Below are 1273 nucleotides of genomic sequence, written 5' to 3'. Positions count from 1 at the left end.
TGAGCCTGCCCCGATTCCGTGGACACCCGAGATGTGATGGAAAGGGTGTCCAATGTCGGCGAGTGACGCGAAGCAGAAGAAGAGCCGGAGGCAGCGCCGGAAGTTCACGCGTGAGTTCAAGGACGGCGCGGTGAAGTTGGTGCTGGCCGAGGGCAAGGGCATCCCGGAAGTGGCCAGGGACCTGGACCTCACGGAGTCCGCCCTGCGTACGTGGGTGGAGCAGGCGAAGCAAGCGCGCGGCGAAGGAAAGCCAGGGGCACTCCTCCAGGATGAACGGGAGGAACTCGCTCGGCTGCGAGCAGAGAACCGCCAGCTGAGAATGGAGCGAGAGCTGCTAAAAAAAGCGGCGGCCTTCTTCGCGAAGGAGACGACGTGAAGTTCACGTTCATCCACGCGCAGAAGGCCCACTTCCCGATTGCCTTCATGTGCGAGCAGTTGGAGGTGTCTCGCAGCGGCTACTACGCCTGGGCCAGCCGCCCGGAGTCCGCGCGCAAGACGAACGACCGGGAGCTGGCCGAGGTCGTCGCCGACGTCCACGAGGAGAGCCGACGTCGCTACGGCAGCCCTCGCGTGTTCCGGGAGCTGCGCGCCCGAGGCTACCGCGTCAGCAGGAAGCGCGTGGCCCGCCTGATGCGCAAGAAGGGGCTGCGAGCCCGAGCTCGCCGCCGCTTCGTGAAGACCACGGACTCGGCTCACGGTCACCCCGTGGCTCCGAACGTGCTCGAGCGCGACTTCTCCCCCGAGCAGCCCAACAGCAAATGGGCCGGTGACATCACCTACGTCTGGACCGCCGAGGGATGGCTGTACCTGGCCGTGGTGCTGGACCTCTTCAGCCGCAAGGTGGTGGGCTGGGCGATGAGCGACACCATCGACCGCCAGCTCGTGCTGTCCGCGCTGGGCATGGCACTGCTCAACCGCCCCGCGCCGGACCTCTACCACTCGGACCGCGGCAGCCAGTACGCGAGCGAGGACTACCGCGGGCTGCTGAAGCAGAAGGGCATCACCTGCAGCATGTCGAGGAAGGGCAACTGCTGGGACAACGCGGTGGTGGAGAGCTTCTTCTCCTCGCTGAAGATGGAGCTCGTCTACGAGCGCAGCTTCCAGACGCACGAGGAGGCGAAGCGGGCGCTGTTTGAGTACATCGAGGCGTGGTACAACCGCCGTCGCAGGCACTCCGCACTCGGCTATGTCAGCCCCGAGGAGTACGAGCGGAACGCCTCAACCCGAAGTGCGGCAGCTTAACGAACCTGTCCACGAAATCGGGGCAAGCCCA

The 1273-nt window shown here is 65.7% G+C and carries 1 protein-coding gene; it reads left to right on the top strand.

Annotation, left to right across the window (positions count from 1 at the left end; translation table 11 throughout):
- The first annotated feature begins 52 nt into the window (after positions 1-52).
- A protein-coding gene (locus FL311_RS43220; protein WP_228557482.1) for an IS3 family transposase occupies positions 53-1242 on the top strand; the annotation gives its coding sequence in 2 pieces (ribosomal slippage) (positions 53-344 and positions 344-1242; 1191 coding nt in all).
- The last annotated feature ends 31 nt before the right edge of the window (positions 1243-1273 follow it).

Source organism: Myxococcus sp. AB025B (assembly GCF_006518215.1).
Taxonomy (GTDB): domain Bacteria; phylum Myxococcota; class Myxococcia; order Myxococcales; family Myxococcaceae; genus Myxococcus; species Myxococcus fulvus.
The sequence above is the reverse complement of the archived record's forward strand: the minus strand, read 5'-3'. Positions and strand labels throughout refer to the sequence as shown.